The organism is Amycolatopsis sp. FDAARGOS 1241, from assembly GCF_016889705.1.
Lineage (GTDB): Bacteria > Actinomycetota > Actinomycetes > Mycobacteriales > Pseudonocardiaceae > Amycolatopsis.
This window is the reverse complement of the sequence record NZ_CP069526.1, coordinates 1,530,382-1,549,891: the sequence shown is the minus strand read 5'-3', so window position 1 is coordinate 1,549,891 and position 19,510 is coordinate 1,530,382. Positions and strand designations below refer to the sequence as shown.

Genomic DNA, 19,510 nt, shown 5'->3' with positions numbered 1-19,510 from the left:
AGATATCTCGACACAAGTGCCAAATTTCTAGTTGTACATCGATTTGACTAATGGTTACTATCAACACATGAACAATAGGGTCGGCCTTGAGGAGATGCACCGGGCGGGCTTCCCGATGGGCGGCGAGCCGCTCGTCGCCCTGGACCTCGCCGACACCCTCGCCGCCGAATCCACCCCGGGCGACGGCGAGCTGCTGACGTCGCCTGAGCGCAGCACGGCGTGGTGGGGACTGCAGCTGCCGAGCCTGCCGGCGTCACCTGCGCCGGGCTTGGTCCCGACGCTCCGCTTGCGGGCCGCGATCCGCGAGCTGCTGGAAGCCCATCTCGACGGCCGCAGCCCGGACCCGGCGTCGGTCGAAGAGGTCAACGCGGTGGCGGCTTCGGTGCCGACGAGTCCCCGGCTCGGGCGGGAGCCGGCAGCCGGCTCACCGTCACCCGAGGCCGAACTGGCCGCGCACACGCGCTGGCACACCGAGCACGGCGGCAACGTCGCGCTCGCCGCGGTGGCGCGGGAGGCGATCGAGCTGTTCGGCGACGCCGGACGGCTCTCGCGCCTGCGCCGGTGCGCGAACCCCGACTGCACGATGCTCTTCCTCGCAACGAACCGCCGCCGGCGGTGGTGTGCGGGGAGCGTGTGCGGCAACCGCGTCCGGGTGGCACGGCACTACCGGCGCACCCACGTCCCGCAAGCCGGGCAGGAGGAACGATGACCGAGCAAGCGATCGCGGCCGGGTTTCACCCCGGCGAGTTGAGCGTGCAGCGCCAGGCCGGGCTCGAGTACGAAGCGGCTCGGCTCGAAGGCATGCTCGCGCCGGCACACCTGAGCCGGGGCGCCGGAGGTTTCCTGGCGCAGCGCGAGTTCGCGGCCGTCACGGCCCGGGCCGCCGACGGGACCCTGTGGACGGCCCCGCTGCTGGGCCGCGCCGGGTTCCTCGAAGGATTCGACACGACGCTCGTCGTGCACACACGCCCCGCCGCCGGTGACCCGCTGCACGAGCTGCCCGCGGGGCAAGCGGCCGGGCTGCTGGCCGTCGAATTCGCGACGCGGCGGCGGTTGCGCGTGAACGGGACCGTCGTGGCCGTCGGCGAGGGCGGGTTCCTGGTCGACGTCGAGCAGGCGTACGGCAACTGCCCGTCCTACATCCAGCAGCGCCGGCTGGCGATCGATCCCGGGCGGCGAACAGTCGACGTCGAGCGTTCCGACGCGCTGACCGCCGCGCACCGCGAACTCATCCGCCACGCGGACACGTTCCTCCTCGGCACGACCCACCCCACCCGCGGTGCCGACACCTCGCACAAGGGTGGGGAACCCGGCTTCGTCCGCGTCGACGGCGCCGACCTGTGGTGGCCGGACTACGCCGGCAACAACATGTTCAACAGCCTCGGCAACATCGCGAGCGACCCCGAAGCTTCGCTGCTGTTCGTCGACTTCACCACCGGCTCCGCGCTCCAGCTCACCGGCACGGCCACGCTGGAGTGGGTCACCCAGGGTACCGCCGGCGAGGACGACGCGACCGGCCGCCGCGTGCGTTTCCACCCGGCCCAGATGGTCTCGCAGAAGGGCCTGGCGCTGCACTCGTCGGGTGTGGTGCCGTCACCGCACAACCCGCACGTGACGGCGTGACCGGCTGATCGGCTACGAGCGGCGGTCGCGTTCCCGGAACGCAGCCGCCTTGCTGTTGTTGCCGCACCGCTGCATCGAGCACCACCGCCGCGGCCGGCCGCCCGGGACGTCGAGGAAGAGCATGCGGCACAACGGAGAATCGCACGCGCGCAAGCGATCCCGCCGAGCCGGGTCCGTGACGAGGTCGATCGCGTCGCGCGCCGTTGTGGCCAGCAGTTCGCGCGCGGTGCGCCGGCGCGGGCCGGGCACGAGGTGACCGTCGCGCGTCAGCTCCAGCTGTGGTGCAGCGAGCTCGATGGCGGCGTACTCCGTGACGAGCGCCGCCGCTTCGGCGGGCACGGGCGCGTCGTCGAGAACCGCTGTCACCACGGCGAACACCGCCTCCCGCAGGCGAACCACGTCTGCGAGAGCGGCCGCGGTCGCCTCACCGGGCAGCAGCGGCAAGCCGACACCCTCGGCCCAGGTTTCCAGCCGGCTCACGTCTTCGAGGCGTTCGATGTGCACGCTCGGCCGGCGACCGACCGTGGCCACCAGGTCGAGGGAGCGCGCGCCGGCGTCGAACCGCAATTGCCGCAGCTGGGCCGTGACGCGGGTGCGAGGCTGGTTCACGAGATCCTCCCGGACAGCCGGCGCACGGGCGCGGTCACGGCGATCAGGACCGCGGCCACCGCGGCGGCCACCACGAACGCGGCGGGCGCCGGCACCACCACGTCGACCGCGGCGAACAGGTACGGCGCCGCGAAACCGAGGTAGGCCAGGCAGTAGAACACGGCCGTCACCCCGGCCAGGTCGGAGGGCTCCGCGAGTGCCTCGACCCGGCTGAGCCCGCCCACCAGCAACATGCCGTAGGCCGCGCCCAGCACGACGGCCGCGGGCAGCGTCAGCAACGCCTGGCCGAGCGCCGTCGACAACGCGGCGAGCAGGAACCCGAGCACGGTCAAGGCGAGGCCACACGAGAGCACGAACGGGCTGCGCCGCCGTTCCAGCGCGCGGGCCACCGGCTGCACGAGCAGCCCGCTGCCCAGCGTGAGCCCCGCGATGGCGCCGCTGCTCGCGACGGGGGCGACCGGCACCGGCAGCAACGCGGGCAGCACCGCGAAGCTCGTGGTCGCGACCGCGAACACGAGCGGCGCGCTCGGCACGATCCGGCGCAGGAACTCCCGGCTCGTCAGCGCGTGCTTCAGCGCCCGTTGCCGCGCACCGGGTTTCCCGGCGCCGGTCACGGTTTCCGGCACGTGCCAGGCGAGCACCCCCACCACCACCGTCACCACGATGTGCACGACGTACGGCACCACGGCCGGAGCCGGGAGCCACTGCGCGAGCGCGCCCGCGACCAGCGGTCCGCTGCCGAACCCGGCGGACAGCGAGATCGCCGCCCGGCGAGCGCCGGCGCCCGGACCCGCGTCCGTCGAGAGCTCCTTGATCCACGCGCTGCCCGGCCCGAACGCAGCGCCCGAAGCGACACCCGCGACGAGCCGGCCGAGGGCCAGCAGCCAGATCGATCCCGCGCCGAGGAGCAGGATCAGCGACGCGACCGCCGAAAGCACCAGCACTGGCCGCATGATCCGCCGCCGTCCGAAGCGGTCGGAGAACCGCGCGCCCAGCAGCAGCGCCGGGATCAGCCCGACCACGTAGGCACCGAAGATCGCCGTGACGACCGTCGGCGAGAGGTGCTCCTGGTCGCGGTAGACGATCAGCAGCGGCGAGAACTGGTTCGCACCCCAGCCGACCGCGAGCACCGCCGCACCGACCCTCGACCACGGGCTCATGGCACCTCCTACTCGTTAGTAACCTCAGTATGGGTTACTAACAGCACCATGACCACCCCCGCGGGGTGTGACGGATATCGTGGGGCCATGACCGGCGGACCGAACCTCGAGGACGTGCAGGCAGCGGGGTTCCCGATGGGCGGCGAGCCGCTCGTGGCGCTGGACCTGGCCGACACGGTGATGACGGCAGTGGACCCCGCCGTGGACCTGTTCGAACCGGCGGAGCAGTACGAGAAGTGGTGGCGGCTGCAGCTGCCCCGGCTGCCGGAGGCGGACCTCCCGGCCCCGGCGGCGGCACGCCGGCTGCGCGCGGCGATCCGCGACCTGCTCGTGGCACACCTGGCAGACCGGGCGCCGCAAGCCGTTTCGGTGGAGGACCTCAACGCGTTCGCCTCCGCCGTGCCCCGCAGCTCGCGGCTGACCCGCGACACCGGCGGCACGCTCACGGCCACCACCCGCTGGCACACCGAGCACGGGGGCAACGCGGCGCTCGCCGCGATCGCGGACGAGGCGATCGCGCTGCTGTCCTCCCCCGCGCAGCTGGAGAAACTGCGCCGGTGCGCGAACCCCGCGTGCTCGATGCTGTTCGTCGCCGAGACAAAGCGGCGGCAGTGGTGCACCGGCAACATCTGCGGAAACCGCGCGCGGGTCGCGCGCCACTACCGGCGCACGCACGCAGCTTCGTGAAAAACAGCAACAAAAAACTGGCCCGGACCAAGGTGGTCCGGGCCAGCTTTTCCGTCAGCAGGTGCTTCAGTGCAGCGGCAGGTCGTGCCCGCCGAGCGCGTCGCCCGCGGCGTGCAGGTCGAGACCGTGGGTCAGGTCCTGCGCGTGGGACTCGACGCCGCTCAGCAGCGAGCCCGAGTGGGTCGCGTCCGCGACGTCGGCGATCGGGGTGTGCTGGATGCCCGCGGTGTCGGCGTGGCCGACGGTGTCGAGCACGTGGTGCACGGCCCCGCCCGCGACCGGGACCTGCGGCACGGCGGCCGACAGGGTGTGGGTCACGGAGCCGACGGCGTGCGGTGCGTCCGGCAGCGCCGGGACCGCGGGCACGGCCGGCACAGCCGGAACCGCCGGGAGGGCGGGCAGAGCCGCGGCGGCGGGAACCGCGTGGACGGCGTTGTCCAGCGTGCCGGACAGGTCGCCCGCGGCACCGAAGTCGGCGCGCTCGTCGCCGTGCAGGCCCACCGGGGTGGAGCCGATGGCCTCGTTGACGTGGCCGAGCAGGCCGGCACCCGTCTCGCGGACGTCCTCGACCAGGCCGGAGACCGGGCCACCGACGACCGGGACGGTGTTGACCGCGGCCACGGCGGCCTGCGGCATGAGGGCGTCGCCCAGGTGGTTGGTGGTGGCGTCGACCGCGGCACCGACGAGCTTGCCGTCCCACAGGTGGTCGCCCACCGCGGCGACGGTGTTCTCGAGGTCGATCGCGCCGGCGGCCACGACCGGGCCCGCGACCGGGACACCGTTGACCGCGCCGGCGACACCGTCGACGACACCGGAGGCGGTGCCCAGCACTTCGTGGGCGGCGGTGTTGAGGCCGGTCTCGTCGGCGACGTCGCTGACGGCCTCGAAGACGCCGCTCAGGTTCGGCAGGTCGCTCACGATGCCGGTCGGGTTGGGCAGGTCGGCGCGCTCGGCGGCCGCGTGCTCGAGCACGTTGCCGAAGACCGGCAGGCTCGGGGCGGCGGCCAGCGGGGCCGTGTCGGCCAGCAGCGGCATGATGTCCTGCACATCCGCCGGCGAAACGTCGGCCAGGCCCGCCGTGTCGAGCAGGCCCTGCGGGTTGGCGGCGTAGGCGGCCGCGGCCTGCGGGTCGCTCAGCAGCGTCATGGCGAATTCGTGCAGGTTCTGCACCGCGTCCATAGTTCGTAGTCTCCTGTGTACAGATGATTCGGCATCTCGGAGCGAGGCCGTTGGCTCGGAATGAAGATAGGGCTAGCCCGTTCGGCGGCCATCGGGGGCCACCCCGGGGGTTCCGGGTCCCGGCGATAGGGAGTCCGGCCCCGGACCCAATAGGGGGACTAGGGAAATGAGGCTCTTTTCGCGTATTCACCGTGGTCAGCGGGTTGCGGCCGGCACGAGCGCTTTCGGCGCGGGAGGGGGGATCCCGGCGGCCGCGCGGCCGCATTGCCGGGTACTTCCAGGCGACGACCCGCGGAATCACTCGTTGGTGTGACAACCTTGGCGGATTTCACGGGTACCAGACATCAACCGCGATCCCGCACATCTGCTCAGCGAACTTTCCGGACGGGCTCGAATTGGCGAGAAGTGCCCGCAAGTCCGCTTCGAAAGCGCCCCGGTGTTCACCGAAGAGGTGCGGCGTGGAACTCGAAAGGGAGAACACCGCGGCGACGAGTTCGTCGATGTCCCGATCAACGGGTCGGCCCGGAACCTCGATCCGATCGGGGCCGGTGAACCCGGCGGCGCGGTAGATCTCGGCTTCGCCGCCCGCGGTACCCCCGGGCAGCACGCCGCGGCCCGCGCGCCGCACCGGCCCGAGGTAGCGCCGCACCAACTCGGCGATCTCACCGTGCGGCGGCCGCGGGTGCGTCCCGGCGGCGGCGACACCCCGATGCGTCGTCGCGTGGATGTGGGCGCACGCGCCGCCGGTGTCGAGCATGGCGCGCACGGCGGCGGCGACGCGCGGGCGGTCGAGCCAGTGGAAGGACTGCGCGAACGTCACGAGGCGGAAGGTGCCGAGCCCGGCGGGCAGGTCTTCGGCGCGCCGGCGCACCCAGCGCGTGGTGTCCTTGCCCGCTCGCGCGGCGAGGCGGCGGGCTTCGTCGAGCATGGCCTGGTCCGCGTCGAGGCCGATCGCTTCGGTGAAGTGGCCGGCGAGCAGCAGCGTGAGGGAGCCCGGTCCGCAGCCGACGTCGAGCAGGCGGCCCGAGCCGTCGAGCCGAAGCAGCGAAGCGAGCCGATCGGCGAGTTCGCGTGGGTAGGCAACACGGCCGCGTGCGTAGTGCTCGGCGCTGCCCGCGTACAAGGACTCGTCCCACTCCCACCCGGTCACGGGCGCGAGCCTAGGCCGCGAAGTCAGCGCAGCACAGGGAAATACGTCAGCGCCTCGCCGGTCGCCGGCTGGTAGTAGCCGGCGATTTCCAGGCCACCGAACGAGCCGGACCAGGCGCCGGTGGCGGGGTCGCGCAGCGTTTCGCGGGCGGCCCACGCGCGCGTGCCCGCTTCGGTGATCGCGGCGGGCGACCAATCGCTCGGGAAGTAGGTGTGGTCGACGAAGCAGAAGCGGCCGTTGGTGAGGTTGCGGTACTCGGTGGCCGCCCGGGCGACGCCCGTCGCCGGTGCGCCGGGGCCCGACTCCACCAGGAACCGCTGCAAACCTTCGAGAGCCGACCAGAACACCGGCTGCGGGAAAGTCGCGCGCGGCCAGGTGCCGTAGAGGCTGTCGAGCACCGCGACGTCGCCGGTGAGGTCGACGGAGCAGCCGTTGCCCAGCCACGTTTTGGCTTCGCACTGGGCACGGCGCAACAGCGCGGCGAGCTCGCCGACGGCGTGGGCGTCCGACTGCGCGTCCGTGTAGAGGAACGCGGCCAGCGGCAGCTGCCCCTCGGGCGCGGCGATGCGCAGCCGGCGGGTTTCGTCGAAGGCGAAGGTGAGTTCGTCGCCGGGGCCGAACAGAGTCATCGTGAACGGGCTTTCTCTTCGGCGGCCGAACGGGTGACGTCGATCGAGGTTATTACCCGGATGGACCAGCAGCGGGCAACGCTCGTCACACCGCTACCCGGGTCAGTCTCTGGTGAGCGAATCGGCCCAGTTCTCGAAGAACTCGCGCTTGCGCAGACCCGAGAAGCTCTGGCCGCCGCCGACCCACGCCGGGGTGCCCTGCACGCCGTTCTCGTAGGCGAGGATCGCCGACCGGCCGACGGCCTGGTCCGCCTCCCCCGACTCCCACGCGGCGCGCACGACCTCCGGGTCACCGCCGGCCGCCTCGGTCAGCGCCACCAGCAGGTCCCGCGACTCGATGTCCTTGCCCTCACCGAAGTAGGCGTTGAAGACCGACGCCGCGAAGCGGTTCGCGACCTCGGTGTCCTCGGCCGACAGCGTGGCGTACGCGCCGAGTGCGGGCAGGGAGTAGGCGATGCGGTCGGTCCACTGCAGCGGCAGGCCCGCGGCTTCCGCCTGCTGACCGAGGAAGTCGTAGGTCGGGCCGACGCGCGTGCCGACCAGACTGCCGCCCGGGCCGATCTCGGGGTGGATCTGCAGCGGGTGCTCGTGCACGACGACGCCGCGCTCGCGCAGGATGCGGTTGCGGTCCTGGGCGATGTAGCAGAAGGGGCACAGGAAGTCGAACCAGTGCTCGACGGTCGTGGTCACGGCAGGTCTCCTCACCAGGCGGTTTCGATACGTTCATTGTGTGTAACGAAACCACTTGGTGAGTTAGTCCCGGCTGCTCAGGACAGGACGGCGCGCAGCCACGCCGCCGTGGTCGCGAGGTGCACCGGGCTGTCGAACGCGGCGTCCTCGTGGCCCGCGCCGCCCAGCAGCTCGAAGCGGCTCGACGCGCCCGCGCGGACGAGTGCGTCGTGCAGCGCCCGGCCTTCCGAGGGTGGCACGATGCGGTCGCGGTCGCCGTGGGCGATCAGGAACGGCGGGGCGTCCGGCGTCACCCGCGAGAGCAGCGAAAACCCCGTGGGGTCGGCTCCGCCGAGGAAGTCGGCTTCGAAGTGGAACGGCAACAGCCGCGCTTCGACCTCACTGCGCGCCGCCGTCGCCGCCAGGTCTGCCTGGCCGAACCAGTGCACCACGGCCTGCACGGCGCTCGACTGCTCGAGGTTGCCGCCGACGGTGCCCTCCAGCTCGGCGTCACCTGGCGAAAGCGCCAGCAGTGAAGCCAAGTACGCGCCCGCTGAGGCGCCCCAGACCCCGAGTCGCCCGGTCTCGAGACCGAGGCGCCCGCCGTGGGCGCGCAGCCAGCGAACGGCGCCCTTCACGTCGTGCACCTGCCGCGGGTACACCGCCCCCGGCGCGAGCCGGTAGTCCACGGAGACGACGTTCACCCCGTGCTCCGCCAGCGGCGCCTGGCGCCGATGGGCCTCGGCGCCCCGGTCGCCCCGGCTCCACCCGCCTCCGTGCAGGTACACCACGACCGGCGCGGCGGCCACGGGGGCGCGGTACACGTCGAGCCGCAGCTCGGCACCGTCCACGGTCGCGTAGACGAGATCCCGATCGCCGCTCACGCCGGCTCCGCCCGAGAAGTCACAGCGGAATCGTAGAACCGCCCGCACCACCCCGCGGACACCGGCCGCGTGCTGTGCCACCCGCCGCCCCTCACGCCGGCTCCGCCCGCCCGAACCGCACGAACCACACCGCGGGCTCGCAGCTGCCGGTGTCGGGCGGGCGACAGCACCCGCCTGCCGCTCACACCGGCTCGGCCTGGGGAGCCACGGCCGCGTCGTAGAACCGCGCGAACGACTCCACCGGTTCGCGCGAGGTGCGGTGCGTGCTCAGCCGGTGCGTCTCGTCGGCGTGGCCCAGGGCGATGCCGCACACCACGACGTGGTCGTCGGGGATGGTCAGGTGGCGGCGGAGCACCGGGTAGTAGTCGATGAACGACGCCTCGGCGCACGTGTGCAGGCCGGCACCGCGGGCGGCGAGCATGAGGCCTTGCAGGAACAACCCGGCGTCGACGAGTGCGCCCTGCAGCGGCCGGCGGCTGACGGTCAGCACCAGGCCGACCGGCGCGCCGAAGAAGTCGTAGTTGCGGCGGTGGTGGCCGAGGCGGCCGGCGGTGTCGTCGGGTGCCAGACCGAGCGCTTCGCCGTACAAGCTTTGGCCGAAGCTCCGGCGGCGGGAGCGGAACGGCTCGGGCCAGGCGTCGGCCGCCGGCTGGTAGGGGAACTCGCCGACGTCGACCCGGCGGCCTTCGTCGTGCGCGCACAGCAAGTCGGCCGTCAGGGCCCGCTTCGCGGCGCCCGTCAGGACGTGCACCTGCCACGGCTGGCTGTTGGAGTTGCTGGCCGAGCGGGCCGCCATCGCCAGCAGCCGCTCGACCTGCTCGCGCGGGACCGGGGTCGGCAGGAACGCCCGGCAGCTGCGCCGCGTGCGCATCGCTTCCTCGATCGTCGACACCGCAGACACCACAGTCATCGCGCCGGCTCCTCGATCAGGCCGCGGGCGGCTGGATGTCGTAGGAGATGCGCCCGGCCGGCAGGTAGAACAGCGCGATCAGCGCGCCGTCCTTGACCTCCGGGTAGTGGTGGCTGCCCGGCCCGGGCGCGGTCCAGCCCTTGCCCCGCCAGCCGTTCGGTCCCATCAGCTTCGCGGCGGGGTCGAGCGGCACCACCAGGTTGAGCTCGCCGTACGGGTGCTGGTGGTACTGGCCGCGGAACGGCTCGATGCTGTCCATGTACACCGCGGTGATGCTGAAGTAGTTGAGGACGTCGGCCGGCTCGGCGATGCGGCTGCGGCGGTACTTCTTGCCCTCGACCTCGATGTTGGCGGCCCAGCCCTGCTCCACACCGTCGGTGATCATGCGGGCCAGGTCCTGGTAGAGCTCCGAGTCGGGACCGTACTTGTCGTTGAGCCAGGCCTCGAGCTCCCCACCCGCGGTGCGGTTCTTGACCTCTTCGAGGAACGGGATGCTGCGGTCGATCAGCTCCTGGGGCGTGGTCATCGTCGACTCCGTTCTCTGCGGTGTGCTCGATCTTCTTCGACCGTACGTCGCCATTCCGTTACGGTCAAGACATGTAACGAAACTGGAGGAGTACGGCACCCGATCCGGCGACGGGCCCGGGGCGCTCGCAGCAGCCCGCCAGGACACCGTATTTCGTTACAGGCAGAGGATGTAATACTCCGGTAACGATGACGGCGTGTAACGGATCGGATATGCTGCGCGGATCGGCATTCTCGGCGAGGTGGGAGCCATGGCGCGCACACGCGAAGCGGCGGCGGAAGGACACGTCGCGACCGAAGAGACCCCTCGCCCGGGCGGCCGGCCCCGCGACGCGGCGCTCGACGAGGCGATCATCCTCGCCACGCGCCGCCGGCTGGTGCTCGACGGCTACTCCCGCATGACGATCGGCGACATCGCCGCCGACGCGAAGGTCAGCCGCCCCACGCTGTACCGGCGCTGGAGCACCAAGTTCGAGCTCACCGTCGACGCGCTGGACTACGGCTTCCGCAAGCAGCGCGACATGTACGAACTCGATCTGTCCGGTCTGGAACCCCGTGAGGCGTTCGTCGAGGCCGTCCACCGGCTCGACCCCACGTACTTCAACCCGGACGCCATGATCCTCATGGGCAACTTCGCCGGTGAAGCGATCCGCACGCCCGAACTGCTGGAGATCCTGCGCAAGCACGCGGTGGAACCACGGGTCGAACTCGTCGAGAGCGTGCTGACGCAACTGCAGGACCGCGGCGCGGTGCAGGACGACATCGACAAGCACACGATCGCGTCGATGTGCTTCGGCAGCTACTTCGCGGCATTCCACCGCGGGGAGTCCACGGCCGAGATCCCCGAGGCGGTCGTGTCCGTGCTGTGGCCCGTGATCGCGAAGAAGCCCGCCGCGCGGCGGCGCGCCGGCAAGCACTGACGAGCACCGACAGGCACGGACAAGCACGGACAGACACCGACCGTTCACCTCTTCGGTTTCGGCCATTGACTGTAACGTAAGCCGGAGCATAATCGGCGGCATGCCGGACATGGACGTCCACGAAGCCCTGTACACCACGCGGATGATGCGGCGGATGCACGCCGATCCGATCCCCCTTGAAGTGCAGGCCCGCATCCTCGACGCGGCGATCCGGGCCCCCAACGGCGGCAACACGCAACGGTGGCACTTCCTCGCCGTGGACGACCCGGACACCAAAGCCGAAATCGCCCCGATCTACCGCCGCTGCCGCGACAAGGAGTACGAGGAGATCAACGCCGGCACGTTCGCCGTGCCTTTGCGGGACGTCGAGGGCCACGCCGAAACGATGCAGCGGATCACGAAGTCGTCGGACTTCCTGGTCGAGCACTTCACCGAAATCCCGTTGCTGCTGTTCGTGTTCTCCATCGACGATCACGGCGGCGCCAACATCTACCCCGCGATCTGGAGCACGCTGCTCGCCGCGCGCGCCGAGGGTGTCGGCGGTGTCCTGACGACGATGCTGCGGATGGAATCCGATCGGGTAATGAAGCTGCTCGAAGTACCCGAGGGTGAAGGCTGGGAGCTGACCGCGATGCTGGCGCTCGGTTACCCTCGCGGCAAGTGGGGCGTGGCCGCGAACCGCCGCCCGGTGCACGAGGTGAGCAGCCGAAACCGCTGGGGGCGCGACTTCGGCGTGTCCGTGCCCGAGCCGCTCTGGCCCGCTGGACAGCAGGGCTGAGAGCAGCCCCACGGTGAGTTGCCGGGCCTCGTCTTCGCTCATTACAGTCAGCCCGGCAACGAGGTGGGCTCGCGTCGTCCCGCGGCCCGCCACCGCGAGCTCGCACGAGCCACCGCGGGTGACAAAACTCCACAGAACCCAGGGGAAGTCCGATTCCAGTGCCCGACACCGCATCCATCGCTCAGCCCCCCGCCGGAGCCGCCCGGCGCACGCCGGAAGGCTGGACCGCCACGGACACCCGCGCCGTGGACACCGTCCGCGTGCTCGCCGCCGATGCCGTCGAGAAGGCCGGCAGCGGCCACCCCGGCACGGCGATGAGCCTCGCGCCGCTGGCCTACACGCTGTTCCAGCGCGAACTGCGCCACGACCCGGCCGACCCGGAGTGGATCGCGCGCGACCGGTTCGTCCTGTCCGCCGGGCACACGAGCCTGACGCTGTACATCCAGCTGTTCCTCGCCGGCTACGGCCTGGAGCTCGACGACCTGAAGGCGCTGCGCACGTGGGGCTCGCTGACTCCGGGCCACCCGGAGTACCGCCACACCAAGGGTGTCGAGGTCACCACCGGGCCGCTGGGCCAGGGCCTGGCCAACGCGGTCGGCATGGCGATGGCGGCGCGGCGCGAGCGCGGCCTGTTCGACCCCGAGCCGGAGCCGGGCCAGAGCATCTTCGACCACTGGGTGTACGTGATCGCCTCGGACGGTGACATCGAGGAGGGCATCACCTCCGAGGCGTCGTCGATCGCCGGGCGCCAGCAGCTCGGCAACCTGATCGTCTTCTACGACGACAACGACATCTCGATCGAGGACCACACCGACATCGCGCTGTCGGAGGACACGGACGAGCGCTACCGCGCGTACGGCTGGCACGTCCAGGTCGTGGAGGACGGCGAAGACGTCGCCGCGATCCAGGACGCCGTCGCGGCCGCCAAGGCCGACTCGCGCCCGTCCTACATCCGCGTCCGCACGATCATCGGCTACCCGGCCCCGAACAAGCAGAACACCGGCAAGATCCACGGTTCCGCGCTCGGCACCGACGAGGTCGCCGCGACGAAGCGCGTGCTGGGCTTCGACCCGGAGCAGCACTTCGTGGTCGACGACGACGTGCTCACCCTGACCCGCAAGGCCGTCGCCCGCGGCGCCCAGTGGCACGCCGAGTGGCAGGTCGCGTTCGACGAGTGGGCCGCCGCGAACCCCGAGCGGGCCGCACTGCTCAAGCGCCTCTCGGCGCGTGAGCTGCCCGACGGCTGGGCCGACGACCTGCCGACGTTCGAGCCGGGCGGCGCCGAGATCGCCACCCGCAAGGGTTCGGGCGCGTTCCTCAACGCGGTGGCCGCCAAGCTTCCGGAGCTGTGGGGCGGTTCGGCCGACCTCGCGGAGAGCAACAATTCCACGATGGACGGTGCCGACTCGTTCGGCCCGCAAGCCGCGTCGACCAAGATGTGGACCGCGGAACCGTTCGGCCGCACGCTGCACTTCGGCATCCGCGAGCACGCGATGGGCGGCATCCTCAACGGCATCAGCCTCCACGGCGGCACCCGCCCGTACGGCGCGACGTACCTGGCGTTCAGCGACTACATGCGTCCGTCGGTGCGGCTGGCCGCGCTGATGCAGCTGCCGGTCGTGTACGTGTGGACGCACGATTCCATCGGCGTCGGCGGCGACGGCCCCACGCACCAGCCGATCGAGCACCTGTCGGCGCTGCGCGCGATCCCCGGCCTGAACGTGGTGCGCCCGGGTGACGCGAACGAGGCCATCGGCGCGTGGAAGGCCGCGATCGAGGACATCCACCACCCGAGTGCGCTGGCGTTCACGCGCCAGCCGGTGCCGGTGCTGGCCGGCACGTCGGCCGACGCCGTGGCCCGCGGTGGTTACGTGCTGGCGGACGCGTCGAACGGAGACCCGCAGCTGGTGCTGATCGGCACGGGTTCGGAGCTGCAGCTGGCCGTCGCCGCGCGGGAGCGGCTGGAGGCCGAGGGCGTGCCCACGCGGGTCGTGTCGCTGCCGTGCTTCGAGTGGTTCGCCGCGCAGGACCAGGCTTACCGCGACTCGGTCATCCCGCCGTCGGTCAAGGCACGAGTCGCCGTCGAGGCCGGCATCGCGATGCCGTGGTACGAGTTCGTGGGCGACGCCGGCGAGATCGTGTCGATCGAGCACTACGGCGCTTCGGCCGACTACGCCACGCTGTTCCGCGAGTTCGGGTTCACGCCCGAAGCCGTGGTGGCCGCCGCACGCAAGACCCTCGCCACGGTGGCGGGGAACCAAGCCTGATCACCCGGCTGCCGGCGCCTTCCCCGGGGCCGGCAGCCGGGTCGGGGTACCCGACGCCGCTGGGGAGAAGAACCACATGGGCCCGACTTCTCGCGCGATCACCGACCGCCTCGCCACGCTCCTCGACGAAGAACACGACCTGCGCACCCGCGCCCTCCACCACGGCGGCGGGCTGTCGGACACCGAGCAGGCACGCCTGCGGAAACTCGAGGACGAACTCGACGCCGTGATGCGCCTGCTTGAGCAACGCCGCGCGCTGTCGGTCTTCGACGACAACGACGGCGCCGCCCCGGCCGACGAGAACTGATCAGCCGCGCGCGGGAGCCAGACCGGCCTCCCGCGCCGCCGGGTTCAGTGGGTCGGATGGTCCAGGCCGTAGCGCTGGACGACGTCGTCGAGCCAGTCGGGGGTGCCGTACGTCAGGCCGTACTTCACGGCGAGCCGGGCGAATTCGTCGGTCTCGTGGAGGTTCTTGGCATCGCTGCCGAGCTCGCCGGCGACGTGGGCCGCGAGCAGGTCGCTGAGCTCGCGGAAGTAGTTCTCGAAGCCGCCCGGGGTGATCACCTCGACGATGCGGCCCGGCGTCCGGCCGGCGTTCCACATGGCGTGCATCTCCCCGCGCGGCTTGGTGATGTAGCCACCGGGGCCGAGCACGACCTCGCTGTCGTCGGACCGGAAGCCGATCTCGCCGGCGAGCACGATGGAATGCTCGTCCTCGCGAGTGTGCCGGTGCGGCGCGGTGATGGCACCGACCGCGAAGGGGTGCTCGAGGATCGACACCTCTCCCCCGTTGTTCTCGTGCGTCAGCTTGAACACCGCCCCGAAACCGGGCAGTACCGCGCTGTCCGATTCGTCCCCGGGTCGCACGACCACGACCTTCGTGCGATTTTCTCCGTCCACGCGGCGTTTCCTCCTTGTGTCCCAAGCGGTTCCGCTCCTCGCCCGGCTGCGGGCGAGGAGCGGAACCCCAAGATCAGCTACGCTCGGCAGCGTAACCGTCACTCGCCCGGCCGACCAACGCAACCGAGACCGCGCCGAGCGCCGCGACGAGCGCGAAGGCGAAGAAACCCCACGGGTAGGCCAAGCCGGCGCCCAAGAGGGCTCCACCCATCAGCGGACCGGTGATCGCGCCGAGCCGGCCGACGCCGCTCGACGAGCCGAGCGCCGTCGCCCGGGCGGCGGCCGGGTAGCGGCGGCTGATGTAGGCGTAGACGAGAACCTGCGTGCTGAACACGAACATGCCGGCCAGCAGCACGCTCACGAACACCCCGCCGCCCGGCAGCTTGACGCTCAGCAGCGCCAGGAACACCGCCGCGGCCACGAACCACGTGATCGTTGCCGCGCGGATCCCGATGCGGTCGGCGACACGGCCGGCGATCAGCATGCCCACGACGGCGCCGGCGTTGAGCGTGAGCAGCAGAGCCAGCGACGTGCCCAGCTGGTACCCGGCGGCGCGCATGATCTCCGGCAGCCAGGTGTTGAGCCCGTAGACGAGCAGCAGCCCCATGAACGACGTGACCCAGAAGGCGATCGTGGCGCCCAGGCTGCCCTTGCAGAACAGGACGGCCACCGGGTTGCGCACTCCATCCACTTCGGACTTCTCCGGCATCGACTCCGGGAGCCGCGCGGCGATCAGCGGCACGAGGACCAGCGCGGGCAACGCGCCGAGCACGAACATGGCCTGCCAGCCGAGGGCGGGGATCACCACGATCCCCAGCAACGCGGTCAGCACCGCACCCACGTGGTACCCCGTCATGAGTGTGGTCGTGGCGCGCCCGCTCTTGGCCGACCGCGCGACGTCGTTGACCATCGCGAGCGCCACCGGGAGCACCCCGCCGAGCGGCAGCCCCGCGGCGAACCGCAGCAGGCCGAACACGAACGGCCCGGTCGCGAACGCGCACGCCAGCGTCAGCAGCGAGAACGCCACGACCGTGCCCAGCAGCAACCGACGGCGGCCGAAGCGGTCGGTCAGCGGCCCGACGAGGAGCGCGCCGACCATGACCCCCACCAGCCCGGCCGACGAGATGACGGCGGCGGTGCCCGGGGTCAGGCCCCACGCGGGGTTGCGCAACAGCGTCGGGAGCACCACCCCGAGCACGACCAGGTCGAACCCTTCGAGCGCGACGGCCGCCCAGCACAGGGGTGCGACCCAGCGGGTGCGGGCGGGAGCGGGCTCTCTCGTGGCCGGGCCGGAGCCGGTCGGAGAAGGCGTAGGCGTCGTTGCCATGGCTTGCTTCCTCTACGTGGTGGGGATCGGTTCACCTCTCGAAGACGACCCGGCCGCCGACGACGGTCCGGACCACCTCCAAGTCCTTGATGTGGTCCGCGTCGACCCCCAGGTAGTCGTCGGACAGCACGGCGAAATCGGCGAGTTTTCCGGGCGAGATCGTGCCTTTGACCGTTTCGTCACGGGTCGCGAACGCGCCCGACGCCGTGTACGAGCGCAAGGCCTCTTCGCGGGTCACCGCTTCTTCCGGTCCATAGGCGACACCACGCGCGTCGCGGCGCGTGACGGCCAGCTGCAGACCGGAGAAGGGGTTGAGTTCGTTGGCGGGGAAGTCCGTGCCCATCGAGACGGCGTCGATGCCGAACACGTCGATCGCCGTGCGCATCGGGATCGCCCGGTTCGTGGTCTCGGTGCCGAGGCCCTTCTCGATCGTCGCGGCCTTGCCCCAGAGGAACACCGGCTGCAGTTCCAGCCGCACACCGAGCGCGCGAGCGCGTTCGAACTGCTCGCGCCGCCCGAGGCTGCCGTGGATCAGCGCGAAGCGCCGGCCCGCGATCGGGCGCACGCGGTCGGCCGCCTCGAACGCGTCGAGCACACGGTCCACGGCCAGGTCACCGACGCAGTGCACGCCGAGGCGCCAGTCACGCTCGTGCGCGGCCACCACCAGGTCCGTCAGGTGCTCAGCCGACATCGTGGCCATGCCGTGGTCGTGCCCGTCGCCGGGATACGCGCCGCGCATCAATGCGGTGCGCAGGGTCATGCCGCCGTCGGAGATCAGCTTGATCCCGGCGAGCTTGAGCCACTCGTCGCCGAACCAGGACGACACACCGGTCGCCTCGACCGTGCGGCGCCACTCGTCGAGGGACACGGACGGATCCGGCGCCCACAGCACGCCGACGCGCGCCGTCAGCCGGCCGTCTTGCCAGAGCCGTTGCAGGGCGCGGATCCCCCGCGAGTGCAGGTAGGGCTGCAGCACGCTCGTGATGCCGAAACTGTTGGCCCGCGCCAATCCGGCGGCGAACTGCTGTTCCAGCTCCTCGGTCGTCCAGCCGGGTTTCACGGCGGTGACGAGGTCGATGGCGTGTTCGTAGAGCACACCCGTGGCCCGGCCGGCCGAGTCGCGTTCGATCGTGCCGCCGGACGGGTCGGGCGTGTTCTCGTCGATGCCCGCGCGCTCGAGCCCGGCGGAGTTCGTCATGGCGACGTGGCCGACGGTCGGCAAGAACACCGGGTTGCGCGGCGCGGCTTCGTCGAGCTCGGCGCGGGTGAGGTAGCGCGCCTCGGCCAGCTGCGACGGCGGGTGCCAGCCGCTGCCGGTCACCCACTCACCCGCCGGCTGCCCGGCGACGAAGTCGCGGATCACGGCGAGCGCCTCGGCGACCGTGCCCACGCCCGCCAGGTCGACCACGAGGCCGGCTTGCCCGGCGAACTCGATGTGGCAGTGGCTGTCGTTGAAGCCCGGGATCACGGTCGCTCCGCCGAGGTCTACGACCTCCGCATCCGGCCCCGCGTGGGTGAGCACGGTGGCGTCATCGCCGACGGCGGTGAACCGGCCGGCGCGGATCGCCACGGCCGAAGCCACCGGCGTTTCGCTGTCCAACGTGAGGAAGTGCCCGTTGACGTAGGTGGAAGTCATGATCATCCCACGAGGGTAACGGCGCAGAAGGCACCGACGAGCTGGTCGCACAACTGAAGGCCACGCGCCTCACCGGCGGCGACGTCGGCCCGCAGCCGCTCGACGTCCACTTCGGACCTCGGGGCCCAGCCGGCGGCGGCCCAGCGCTCGCACCAGCTCGCGAACGTGTCCGCCGTCATCTCGGGGTGGAACTGCAACCCGAGCACCTTGCCGGTCGCGAAGGCCTGCGAGCCGCTGGCGTTGCGCGCCAGCTCCGTGCCCGGTGGCGGCACGAACGCGTCGGAGTGGAACTGCAGCCACGGCCCGGCCGGCACGAGGGCCGCGTCATCGGTGTCGACGGCGGTGAACCCGAACTCGGGCAGCGCCGCGCGCCCCACGCTGCCACCGAGGACCCGCGCGAGCAGCTGCCCGCCGAAGCAGACCCCGAGCGTCGGTACTCCGCGCTCGACCACCGCGCGCACGAAGGCGAGCTCCTTCGCCAGCCACGGCACCGTGTCGTCGGCGGCCGACTCACTGGACCCCATCACCACGAGCAGGTCGTAGCCGGCGGGGTCCGGGGCGTCCTCGGTCACGAGCGACACGACCTCGTGTTTGATGTCACGAGTGGACAGTGCCGGCCCGATCGCCCCGGGCACGCGTTCGCGGCGGCCGGGCGCGGGGTCGTGCACGAGGATCAGGGCGCGGTTCGCCATCGGGTTCCCCTCTAGAGGTCGAGCACGAGCTTGCGGCCGCAGGCCCGGCTCACGCACGGGAAGAACGTCTTGCCGGCCGCGCGCTCGGCCTTCGAGAGCACGACGTCGCGGTGGTCGGGTGTGCCTTCGAGCACACGCGTCTCACACGTGCCGCAGTAGCCCTCTTCACAGTCCGACTCGACGTCGATCCCGGCGTCACGGATGGCTTGCAGCAGCGTGGTGTCCGCGTCGGCGACCACGGTGATGCCGGATTCGCGCAGCTCCAGCTCGACCTCGTCACCCGGGGCGGTGTCGGGGTCGGGCGTGGCGGCGCTGAAGTGCTCGGTCTCGCAGCGCACGCCCGCGGCCTCGCAGATCTCCGTGACGGCGTCGAGCAGGCCGGCCGGGCCGCAGCAGTACACCACCGCGCCCGGCGCCAGCGAGCCGATCAGCTCCTTGAGGTCCGGCCGCGGCGCGACCGCGGTGTCCACGAAGGACACTCGGTCGCCGCCGACGCGCGTGAGCTCCTCGCGGAACGCCATGGTGTCCGCGCCGTGGCCGCAGTAGACCGCCGACCAGTCGGCGCCGCGTGCGGCGAGCTCGCGCGCCATCGGCACGAGTGGCGTGACGCCGATGCCGCCGGCGATCAGCAGGTACGAGTCCGCAGTGTCGAGCGGGAAGTGGTTGCGCACGTGGTTCACCACGAGCGTCTTCCCCACCAGCGCCGTGCCGTGGATCTCCGCCGAACCTCCGCGGCCGTCGGTTTCGAGCCGCACGGCGACGTCGTAGTGCCGGCGCTCGGCCGGGTCGCCGCACAGCGAGTACTGGCGGCCCAGCCCCGACGGCAGTTTCAGGTCGAGGTGCGCACCGGGCGCCCACTCGGGCAGCGGGCTGCCGTCGGGCGACGACAGCCGCAGCCCGACAACTCCTTCGGCCTCCCAGGTCACGCGGGTGACGCGCAGCGCCGAGTCGGTCATGTCGTCCAC

General features: G+C 71.6%; 21 protein-coding genes. 7 read left to right on the top strand and 14 right to left on the bottom strand.

Annotated elements, in window-relative coordinates:
• Positions 1-67: 67 nt before the first annotated feature.
• Both I6J71_RS07625 and I6J71_RS07620 read left to right on the top strand, forming a co-directional pair.
• Complete coding sequence (locus tag I6J71_RS07625) at positions 68-709, top strand: ABATE domain-containing protein (protein ID WP_239154503.1); 642 nt, start codon at positions 68-70, stop codon at positions 707-709.
• Complete coding sequence (locus I6J71_RS07620; RefSeq protein ID WP_204094077.1) at positions 706-1,623, top strand: pyridoxamine 5'-phosphate oxidase family protein; 918 nt, start codon at positions 706-708, stop codon at positions 1,621-1,623. Before I6J71_RS07625 ends, I6J71_RS07620 begins: the two co-directional genes overlap by 4 nt.
• A 12-nt stretch (positions 1,624-1,635) precedes the next feature.
• Here I6J71_RS07620 and I6J71_RS07615 read toward each other — a convergent pair whose 3' ends face one another.
• Entirely contained in the window at positions 1,636-2,232 is a 597-nt protein-coding gene (locus I6J71_RS07615) for an ABATE domain-containing protein (protein ID WP_204094076.1), read from the bottom strand.
• The gene (locus I6J71_RS07610; protein WP_204094075.1) at positions 2,229-3,392 is read right to left on the bottom strand and encodes an MFS transporter; all 1,164 of its coding nucleotides are present in this window, start codon (positions 3,390-3,392) and stop codon (positions 2,229-2,231) included. Before I6J71_RS07610 ends, I6J71_RS07615 begins: the two co-directional genes overlap by 4 nt.
• Positions 3,393-3,479: 87 nt before the next feature.
• Here I6J71_RS07610 and I6J71_RS07605 point away from each other — a divergent pair, with 87 nt between their 5' ends.
• Positions 3,480-4,079: an ABATE domain-containing protein gene (locus tag I6J71_RS07605; RefSeq protein WP_239154502.1), complete on the top strand. Its 600-nt coding sequence runs from the start codon at positions 3,480-3,482 to the stop codon at positions 4,077-4,079.
• A gap of 66 nt (positions 4,080-4,145) precedes the next feature.
• On the opposite strand, the gene I6J71_RS07600 is transcribed toward I6J71_RS07605, so the two are convergent.
• The 7 genes from I6J71_RS07600 to I6J71_RS07570 form a co-directional block, all read right to left on the bottom strand.
• Entirely contained in the window at positions 4,146-5,258 is a 1,113-nt protein-coding gene (locus I6J71_RS07600) for an IniB N-terminal domain-containing protein (RefSeq protein ID WP_204094074.1), read from the bottom strand.
• 328 nt (positions 5,259-5,586) lie between these two features.
• On the bottom strand, positions 5,587-6,408 hold the full coding sequence (locus I6J71_RS07595) for a class I SAM-dependent methyltransferase (RefSeq protein WP_204094073.1): 822 nt from the start codon (positions 6,406-6,408) through the stop codon (positions 5,587-5,589).
• Positions 6,409-6,431: 23 nt separating this feature from the next.
• Positions 6,432-7,037, bottom strand: a complete 606-nt coding sequence (locus I6J71_RS07590; RefSeq protein WP_204094072.1) for an EndoU domain-containing protein — start codon at positions 7,035-7,037, stop codon at positions 6,432-6,434.
• Positions 7,038-7,139: 102 nt separating this feature from the next.
• Entirely contained in the window at positions 7,140-7,727 is a 588-nt protein-coding gene (locus tag I6J71_RS07585; RefSeq protein ID WP_204094071.1) for a DsbA family protein, read from the bottom strand.
• Positions 7,728-7,804: 77 nt separating this feature from the next.
• Entirely contained in the window at positions 7,805-8,590 is a 786-nt protein-coding gene (locus I6J71_RS07580) for an alpha/beta hydrolase (RefSeq protein ID WP_204094070.1), read from the bottom strand.
• Between the two features lie 181 nt (positions 8,591-8,771).
• Positions 8,772-9,500 (bottom strand): nitroreductase, encoded by a 729-nt coding sequence (locus tag I6J71_RS07575; RefSeq protein ID WP_204094069.1) that lies wholly within the window; start codon positions 9,498-9,500, stop codon positions 8,772-8,774.
• Between the two features lie 16 nt (positions 9,501-9,516).
• Positions 9,517-10,026: a DUF4863 family protein gene (locus I6J71_RS07570; RefSeq protein WP_204094068.1), complete on the bottom strand. Its 510-nt coding sequence runs from the start codon at positions 10,024-10,026 to the stop codon at positions 9,517-9,519.
• A gap of 250 nt (positions 10,027-10,276) precedes the next feature.
• Between I6J71_RS07570 and I6J71_RS07565 the strand changes: the two genes are divergently transcribed.
• The 4 genes from I6J71_RS07565 to I6J71_RS07550 all read left to right on the top strand — a co-directional run bounded on the left by I6J71_RS07565 (position 10,277) and on the right by I6J71_RS07550 (position 14,297).
• Positions 10,277-10,945, top strand: coding sequence for a TetR/AcrR family transcriptional regulator (locus I6J71_RS07565; protein WP_204094067.1), 669 nt, complete (start codon positions 10,277-10,279; stop codon positions 10,943-10,945).
• A 100-nt stretch (positions 10,946-11,045) separates the two neighbouring features.
• Positions 11,046-11,723 (top strand): nitroreductase family protein, encoded by a 678-nt coding sequence (locus tag I6J71_RS07560; protein ID WP_204094066.1) that lies wholly within the window; start codon positions 11,046-11,048, stop codon positions 11,721-11,723.
• A gap of 158 nt (positions 11,724-11,881) precedes the next feature.
• On the top strand, positions 11,882-13,990 hold the full coding sequence (gene tkt / locus I6J71_RS07555; RefSeq protein ID WP_204094065.1) for a transketolase: 2,109 nt from the start codon (positions 11,882-11,884) through the stop codon (positions 13,988-13,990).
• Between the two features lie 76 nt (positions 13,991-14,066).
• A complete protein-coding gene (locus I6J71_RS07550) occupies positions 14,067-14,297 on the top strand; it encodes a DUF2630 family protein (RefSeq protein WP_204094064.1) in 231 nt (76 codons plus the stop codon).
• A 44-nt stretch (positions 14,298-14,341) separates the two neighbouring features.
• Here I6J71_RS07550 and I6J71_RS07545 read toward each other — a convergent pair whose 3' ends face one another.
• From I6J71_RS07545 to I6J71_RS07525, 5 genes are all read right to left on the bottom strand, one after another.
• Positions 14,342-14,890: a cupin domain-containing protein gene (locus I6J71_RS07545; protein ID WP_204094063.1), complete on the bottom strand. Its 549-nt coding sequence runs from the start codon at positions 14,888-14,890 to the stop codon at positions 14,342-14,344.
• A gap of 73 nt (positions 14,891-14,963) precedes the next feature.
• Entirely contained in the window at positions 14,964-16,217 is a 1,254-nt protein-coding gene (locus tag I6J71_RS07540) for an aromatic acid/H+ symport family MFS transporter (protein WP_204094062.1), read from the bottom strand.
• A 31-nt stretch (positions 16,218-16,248) separates the two neighbouring features.
• Entirely contained in the window at positions 16,249-17,859 is a 1,611-nt protein-coding gene (locus I6J71_RS07535) for an amidohydrolase (RefSeq protein ID WP_204094061.1), read from the bottom strand.
• Positions 17,856-18,545 (bottom strand): type 1 glutamine amidotransferase, encoded by a 690-nt coding sequence (locus I6J71_RS07530; RefSeq protein WP_204094060.1) that lies wholly within the window; start codon positions 18,543-18,545, stop codon positions 17,856-17,858. The genes I6J71_RS07535 and I6J71_RS07530 overlap by 4 nt, the downstream gene beginning before the upstream one ends.
• Before the next feature lie 11 nt (positions 18,546-18,556).
• Positions 18,557-19,501 (bottom strand): PDR/VanB family oxidoreductase, encoded by a 945-nt coding sequence (locus I6J71_RS07525; RefSeq protein ID WP_204096926.1) that lies wholly within the window; start codon positions 19,499-19,501, stop codon positions 18,557-18,559.
• Positions 19,502-19,510: the final 9 nt, after the last annotated feature.

Coding starts and splice junctions, on each gene's coding strand:
- I6J71_RS07550 (WP_204094064.1), top strand. CDS start 14,067: ATGGGCCCGACTTCTCGCGCGATCACCGACCGCCTCGCCACGCTCCTC.
- I6J71_RS07540 (WP_204094062.1), bottom strand. CDS start 16,217: ATGGCAACGACGCCTACGCCTTCTCCGACCGGCTCCGGCCCGGCCACG.
- I6J71_RS07525 (WP_204096926.1), bottom strand. CDS start 19,501: ATGACCGACTCGGCGCTGCGCGTCACCCGCGTGACCTGGGAGGCCGAA.
- I6J71_RS07600 (WP_204094074.1), bottom strand. CDS start 5,258: ATGGACGCGGTGCAGAACCTGCACGAATTCGCCATGACGCTGCTGAGC.
- I6J71_RS07620 (WP_204094077.1), top strand. CDS start 706: ATGACCGAGCAAGCGATCGCGGCCGGGTTTCACCCCGGCGAGTTGAGC.
- I6J71_RS07575 (WP_204094069.1), bottom strand. CDS start 9,500: ATGACTGTGGTGTCTGCGGTGTCGACGATCGAGGAAGCGATGCGCACG.
- I6J71_RS07530 (WP_204094060.1), bottom strand. CDS start 18,545: ATGGCGAACCGCGCCCTGATCCTCGTGCACGACCCCGCGCCCGGCCGC.
- I6J71_RS07590 (WP_204094072.1), bottom strand. CDS start 7,037: ATGACTCTGTTCGGCCCCGGCGACGAACTCACCTTCGCCTTCGACGAA.
- I6J71_RS07610 (WP_204094075.1), bottom strand. CDS start 3,392: ATGAGCCCGTGGTCGAGGGTCGGTGCGGCGGTGCTCGCGGTCGGCTGG.
- I6J71_RS07605 (WP_239154502.1), top strand. CDS start 3,480: ATGACCGGCGGACCGAACCTCGAGGACGTGCAGGCAGCGGGGTTCCCG.
- I6J71_RS07535 (WP_204094061.1), bottom strand. CDS start 17,859: ATGATCATGACTTCCACCTACGTCAACGGGCACTTCCTCACGTTGGAC.
- I6J71_RS07560 (WP_204094066.1), top strand. CDS start 11,046: ATGCCGGACATGGACGTCCACGAAGCCCTGTACACCACGCGGATGATG.
- I6J71_RS07570 (WP_204094068.1), bottom strand. CDS start 10,026: ATGACCACGCCCCAGGAGCTGATCGACCGCAGCATCCCGTTCCTCGAA.
- I6J71_RS07625 (WP_239154503.1), top strand. CDS start 68: ATGAACAATAGGGTCGGCCTTGAGGAGATGCACCGGGCGGGCTTCCCG.
- I6J71_RS07565 (WP_204094067.1), top strand. CDS start 10,277: ATGGCGCGCACACGCGAAGCGGCGGCGGAAGGACACGTCGCGACCGAA.